The organism is Streptomyces lycii (assembly GCF_009735685.1).
Classification (GTDB): Bacteria; Actinomycetota; Actinomycetes; order Streptomycetales; family Streptomycetaceae; genus Streptomyces; species Streptomyces lycii.
In genome coordinates this window covers 1-6,046 of sequence record NZ_WHPN01000163.1, presented here as the reverse complement: position 1 = coordinate 6,046, position 6,046 = coordinate 1, and the positions used below count along the sequence as shown (strand labels likewise).

Genomic DNA, 6,046 nt, shown 5'->3' with positions numbered 1-6,046 from the left:
TCGGGAGGACGACCGGGATCGTGGCGGTTTCCGCGGTCGGGATGACCGGCGGGATGACCGTGGCGGTTTCGGCGGCCGGGACGACCGGCGGGATGACCGTGGTGGTTTCCGGGGTCGGGATGACCGGGATCGGCGTGATGACCGGGGGAGGGGCCGCTGGCCCGCGAGGTCGCCGAGTGGGCCGGCCTGCCGCCCGGCGCGGTGCACGGCGGCGAGGCCGACGTGCCCTTTCCCGACCTCGCCGCCCTCGTCGCGCACGCCCGCGCGGTCGTCGTCGGCGACACCGGGCTCGCCCATCTGGCCACGGCGCTGGGCACCCCGTCGGTCGTCCTGTTCGGGCCGGTCTCCCCGCGCCTGTGGGGCCCGCCGGACAGCCCGCTGCACCGCGTCCTCTGGCACCCCGGCGCCGGAGACCCCGGAGACCCGCGCCCCGGTGACGCGCACGGCGACCGGCCGGACGAGCGGCTGCTGCGCATCACCCCCGCCGAGGTCGCCGATGCCGTGGCCGCGCTGCCCGCCCGTGCCGGCTTCCGCCCGCCGTGGACGGACACGCGCGGCAGGGTGGGCGCGGCGGCGGGGAGCGGCACCGGGCCGTGACCGGCGGGGGGCGCGGCCCCGGGCCGTGGCTCCGCGGCTCCCACGGCGGAGACGGGCCGGGACAGCACTTCCGGTGACGCCGGGCCGGGACAGCACCTCCGGTGACGCGCCGGGACGGGGGCGGCGCCTGCGGTGACCGGCCCGACAGCCCCCCGCGCGGCCGACCGGTCACCGCCGCACCGGAACGGAATCCTCCGTGCCGCGGAGGAACGAATCGTCCCGTGCCGAGGGATGACACCGCCCCGACGGGGCACCCAGAAGACCACCACCCGGCACAGAGAGGACGGACGGATGAGCGAGCAGACTCCGTCGCAGGCCGAAGGCGAGCGCGACGACGAGGACATGCCGCGGCGCGGCGCCCCGGACGAGGAGCGCACCATGCCGCCGCGGACGACGCCCTCCCAGGCGGAGGGCGAGCGCGACGACGAGCCGGACGGCGAGGGGAAGTCCTGACCATGCCGACGGGCGCCGAACGGGCGGGCGGGGACGGCTCCAGCGGCGGCGGGGGGCTGCGTCTCGTGGTCACCGGGGCCACCGGGAACCTCGGCACCGGTCTGCTGCGGCTGCTGGCCGCCGACGACCGCGTGGACTCGGTGCTGGCCATCGCGCGCAGACTCCCGGACCACGGGGTGGGGGAGCGCGGGCCGGGCAGGACGGAGTGGCTGCGCGCGGACGTCGGCCAGGCCGGTCTCGTCCGCCACTTCGAGGGCGCCGACGCGGTCATCCACCTGGCGTGGCTGTTCCACCCCTCGCGGAAACCCGATGTCACCTGGCGGACCAACGCCGTCGGCAGCAGCCGGGTGTTCGAGGCGGCAGCCGCCGCGGGCGTGCCCGCCGTGGTGCACGCCTCCTCGGTCGCGGCCTACTCGCCCGGTCCCAAGGACCGCTTCGTCGACGAGAACTGGCCCACCCACGGGCACCCCGCGTCCGCGTACTGCCGCGAGAAGGCGTACGTCGAACGCGTGCTCGACGCCTTCGAGTACGAGCATCCCGAGGTGCGGGTGGTCCGCATCCGGCCCGGCATCGTCTTCCAGCGCGAGTCGGCCGCCGAGCAGCGCCGCATCTTCGTCGGACCGCTGCTCTCCCGCCGGTTCGTGAAGCCAGGGCGGTTCCCGGCCCTCCCCGGCCTCCCCGGGCTGCGGTTCCAGGCGCTGCACACGGACGACGCGGCCGACGCCTTCCGGCGCGCCGCGACGGAGCCCGTACACGGCGCCTTCAACATCGCCGCGGACCCGGTCGTCGACACCGCCCTGCTCGCCGAGATCTTCGGCACCCGGACCCTGCGGCTGCCCGCGCGGCCGGTGCTCGCCGCGGTCGCCGCGGGCTGGCGGCTCCATCTGCTGTCCGCCCCGGCGGCCCTGCTCGAAGCGGTGCTCCGGCTGCCGCTGATGGACACCACCCGGGCCCGTACGGAACTCGGCTGGACCCCGCGGCACAGCGCCGCCGACACCGTCACCGAGTTCGCCGCCGCCCTCCGCGCCGGCACGGGCGGCCCGACCCCGCCGCTCGCCGCGAAGCTGCCCGGCGGCGGCCGGATCCGCGAGTTCGCCACCGGACTGGGGGAGCGCACGTGAGCGACGGTACCGCCGACGCGGTCGTGGTCGGCGCGGGCCCGAACGGCCTCGTCGCCGCCAATGTGCTGGCCGACGCGGGCTGGCAGGTCACCGTGCTGGAGACACAGCCCGTGCCCGGAGGAGCGGTCCGCAGCGACCGCGGCGTGCACCCCGAGTACGTGCACGACCTCTTCAGCTCCTTCCACCCGCTCGCCGTGGCCTCGCCCGCCATCAGCGCCCTCCGGCTCGAGGAGTGGGGCCTGACCTGGAGCCACGCCCCCGCGGTACTCGCCCACCCGATGGCCGACGGCCGCTGCCCCGTGCTGCACCGGGACGCCGAGCACACCGCGGAGAGCCTGGAGGCATTCGGCGCGGGCGACGGTGAGGCGTATCTCCGTCTGGTCGCGCTCTGGGACCGGCTGGGCCCCGATCTGATGCAGGCGTTGTTCACCCCCTTCCCGCCGCTGCGCCCGGCCGCGGCACTCGCCGCCGAACTCCGCGCCGCGGGCGGCCTGCGGCTGCTGCGCATGCTGCTGCTGCCCGTACGGCGGCTCGGCGAGGAGGAGTTCTCCGGACCGGGCGGCCCGCTGCTGCTCGGCGGGTGCGCCCTGCACGCCGACTTCTATCCGGAGTCCCCCGCGTCCACCGCCTTCGGCTGGCTGCTGGCCATGATCGGCCAGCGGCACGGCTGGCCCGTCCCCGCGGGCGGCGCCCAGTCGCTCACCGACGCGCTCGTCCGGCGGCTGGAGGCCAGGGGCGGGACCGTGTGGTGCGGCGCCGAGGCCGCCCGCGTCGTCGTCGGCGGCGGCCGGGCGCTGGGCGTCGTCACCACCGAGGGGCAGGCCGTACGGGCCCGGCGGGCCGTCCTCGCCGACGTGCCGGCACCCGCCCTCTACGGCGGTCTGGTCGGCTGGGACGACCTGCCGTCCCGGCTGCGCGACGACATGCGCCGCCACCAGTGGGACTTCGCGACGTTCAAGGTCGACTGGGCCCTGTCCGGCCCGATTCCCTGGGCCGCGCCCGGGCCCGCCGGGGCCGGCACCGTGCATCTCGCCCAGGACATGGACCATCTGACCCGGCACACCGCCCAGATCTGCACGGGCCGGGTCCCGGACCGGCCGTTCTCCCTGCTCGGCCAGATGACCACCGCCGACCCGAGCCGCTCGCCCGCGGGCACCGAGTCCGCCTGGGCGTACACGCATCTGCCGCAGCACGTCCGCGGCGACGCGGGGGAGGACGGTCTCGACGGCCGGTGGGGCCCGGCGGCCCGGGAGGCCATGGCCCGGCGGGTGGAGGACCAGGTCGAGCGGCTCGCACCGGGATTCCGCGACCGGATCACCGCCCGCCGCGTCCTCGCGCCGCCCGACCTCCAGAGCCGCGACCAGAATCTGGTCAACGGCGCCCTCAACGGCGGCACGGCCGCGGTGCACCAGCAGCTCGTCTTCCGTCCGGTGCCCGGCAGCGGACGGCCCGAGACCCCGGTGCGCGGCCTGTATCTGGCCTCCGCCTCCGCCCACCCGGGCGGCGGTGTGCACGGCGCGTGCGGTGCCAACGCGGCCCGTGCCGCGCTGCGCTCCGCCCGCGCCCCCGGCCGGGCGCTGCCCGGGGCGTTCGCCGCGCTCCAGCGGGCCCTGGCCGGAGGGGACACCCCCCGGCCCGGCTAGACGGGGCGGCGCGGACCCGCGGACGGCACACCCGGCGGGAGGCCCCGAACACCACGGCAGGAAACACCGAACACACCTCGACACCCCGGCGGACACACCACCCCCGCCCCGACACCCGGCGGCCACACCGGGCGCGGACACGCAGAGGAGAACCCCATGGCGGTACGGCACGTTCTGATCCCACGGTCGCCCGAGGCGGTGTGGGCCGTCCTGTGCGACGGCGGCAAGTACGAGGAATGGGTGATCGGGACCGACGAGACGGAAGAGGTCGACCCCTCCTGGCCCACGCCGGGGGCCTCGATCCGCTACACCGTGCGGCTGGGCCGGTGGAGCCTGGCGGGCCGCACGGTGGTCCGCATCTGCGAGCCGGGGAAGCGGCTGGAACTGGAGGCCAAGGCCGGTTCGCTGGGCACCGCGCGGATCGCCGTCGAACTGCTGCCGTGGGGGGAGGGCTGCCTGGTGCGGGTCGACGAACATCCGCTGACCGGGCCCGGCGCCCGGCTGCACAGCGCGGTGGTGGACGTGTTCATCCAGATCCGCCACCGCCGGATGCTGCACCGGCTGTCCAACGTCGTACAGGATTCCCGTACGGAGACCCGGGTGCCGGACTGAGGGCGTTCCCGCGCGCCGGGGTCGTCCCCGTGCGCCCGGAGGGCCGGAGGGCCGCGTCACACGCCACGGGGTTCCCCGGAAACCGAAGGATCCGGGGAACCCCGTGGCGCCTGCCCAACGGCTGGCGGCTGCGGACCGCGGGTCAGAGCCGGTCGTCGTCCCGGATGTGGACGGCTTCCTCCTCGGCCGACAGCCCGCGCGTCGTCCCCTCCTGGGAGTACACGTCCTGTTCGCGCGGCCGGTCCGGGTCCGGCTCGTCGTAGAGCAGCCCGGCCCGCTCGTCCGCGCGGTCGCCCTCGTCCGGCTGCGGCTCGTCCGGCTCCGGGTCCTCCCAGGTCGTCCCCTGTCCGGGGCGGGCCAGTTCGGCGGGGTCCGGCTCTGGTTCCTCGTCGGACAGCCGCTCGTCGAGCGTCTCGCCCTCCCGCGCCTCGTTCGGTGTCGTCTCCCGGAACTCCGCGATGGTCGGCTCGTCGCCCGCCACCGGCAGCTGCTGGGGGTCGGACGCCTCCTGCTGCTCGGGCGATCCGTCCTGCAGATCCGGAATGCCCTCGTCCTCGGGGTCCGTGGCGGGGTCGTGTGGGGTGGTCACGGCGCCGACTCCTTCCGTCCGTAGCGTTGCTCCCCCGGTCCGCACGGGTGCCCGCCCCGGCTGCCGTCATGCGGCACCCGTCCGGGGTCGTGCGTCACCCCCGGGGAAGACGGACGGAGAACGGCCCGGGTGCCCGGCCCGGTGAACGGCCCGGTGCGCGGTCTGGTGCGGGCCCGGCGCGTGCACGGTTTCGGTCACGGCTCGGGACGGCTCGGGGGTACGCCTCCGACGCCCGTATCCGCGGCCCGCGAGCGCCGTACGCACCGGCCGCCGCCGGGCCCGTGCGCGGTCCGGCACCGTACGCGGGCGCGTCTGGTGGGCCGCACCGGCGACGAACGCCGCCGCCGGGCCCCTGCGCGGGTCCGCACCGTACACGGGCGCAGCTCCGCCACCGGCACGTGAGCAGTCCCACCACCGCGAGCGGGCGGCATCGCCCGAGGACACGAGGGCCGCTCGGGCAGCCCCGCCACCGGCATGCCGGACAGCGCCCGCCGCCACGTCCGCGGGCGGCCGCCGAACACCGCGTGCCGGCGGCCCCGCCGCCTTTCCGCGGTGGGGCCACCGGTGTCGCACGCCTCCGGTTCGTGCCGGCGGAACGGCGGTCAGCTGTAGCGGTCTTCGCGACCGTGCTTCCCGCGGCCCTCCGTCATGCCCTTACGCTCGCGCGCGCCGTCGTCGTACTCGATCTGCTCCTTGCGGACCTGGGTGGTGACCTCTTCCTGCTCGGTGACCTTCTCGGTGTCCAGCCGCACCCGCTCCACCGGGACGGTCTCCTTGCGCACCACCGGCCGCTCCTCGTGGAGCGTCACCTCGACCTGGCTCTCCTCGATGCGCGCGTTGCCGCTGCGGCTGCGGTCCTCGGGGCTGATCGGCTCACGGGTGACGTGCACCTCCTCGTGGCTGACCGGCACCGTGGTCCGGACGTCCTCGGTGACCACGTGCTTGCGGAGCCGGGCGTGCCCGGTCTCGTGCTGCTCGGTGTCGATGTACGCCCGTTCCTCGGACCGCATCATCTCCGGGGTGCCCCGGGT

The 6,046-nt window shown here is 76.4% G+C and carries 7 protein-coding genes; 5 read left to right on the top strand and 2 right to left on the bottom strand.

All coding sequences use genetic code 11. The features are described 5' to 3' along the window. Window positions 1-222 precede the first annotated feature (222 nt). The 5 genes from GCU69_RS06845 to GCU69_RS06825 all read left to right on the top strand — a co-directional run bounded on the left by GCU69_RS06845 (window position 223) and on the right by GCU69_RS06825 (window position 4,426). Complete coding sequence (locus GCU69_RS06845; protein WP_408055772.1) at window positions 223-597, top strand: glycosyltransferase family 9 protein; 375 nt, start codon at window positions 223-225, stop codon at window positions 595-597. Window positions 598-888: 291 nt separating this feature from the next. Next, on the top strand, window positions 889-1,050 hold the full coding sequence (locus GCU69_RS06840; protein ID WP_156205406.1) for a hypothetical protein: 162 nt from the start codon (window positions 889-891) through the stop codon (window positions 1,048-1,050). Between the two features lie 2 nt (window positions 1,051-1,052). Next, a complete protein-coding gene (locus GCU69_RS06835; protein ID WP_156205405.1) occupies window positions 1,053-2,171 on the top strand; it encodes an NAD-dependent epimerase/dehydratase family protein in 1,119 nt (372 codons plus the stop codon). After that, entirely contained in the window at window positions 2,168-3,814 is a 1,647-nt protein-coding gene (locus GCU69_RS06830; protein WP_098754748.1) for a phytoene desaturase family protein, read from the top strand. The genes GCU69_RS06835 and GCU69_RS06830 overlap by 4 nt, the downstream gene beginning before the upstream one ends. A 156-nt stretch (window positions 3,815-3,970) precedes the next feature. Next, on the top strand, window positions 3,971-4,426 hold the full coding sequence (locus GCU69_RS06825; RefSeq protein WP_156205404.1) for an SRPBCC family protein: 456 nt from the start codon (window positions 3,971-3,973) through the stop codon (window positions 4,424-4,426). 142 nt (window positions 4,427-4,568) lie between these two features. On the opposite strand, the gene GCU69_RS06820 is transcribed toward GCU69_RS06825, so the two are convergent. Both GCU69_RS06820 and GCU69_RS06815 read right to left on the bottom strand, forming a co-directional pair. After that, entirely contained in the window at window positions 4,569-5,015 is a 447-nt protein-coding gene (locus tag GCU69_RS06820) for a DUF5709 domain-containing protein (protein WP_098754750.1), read from the bottom strand. Between the two features lie 602 nt (window positions 5,016-5,617). Continuing rightward, window positions 5,618-6,046: YsnF/AvaK domain-containing protein (locus GCU69_RS06815; RefSeq protein WP_156205403.1), on the bottom strand; the 429-nt coding region annotated here is incomplete at its 5' end.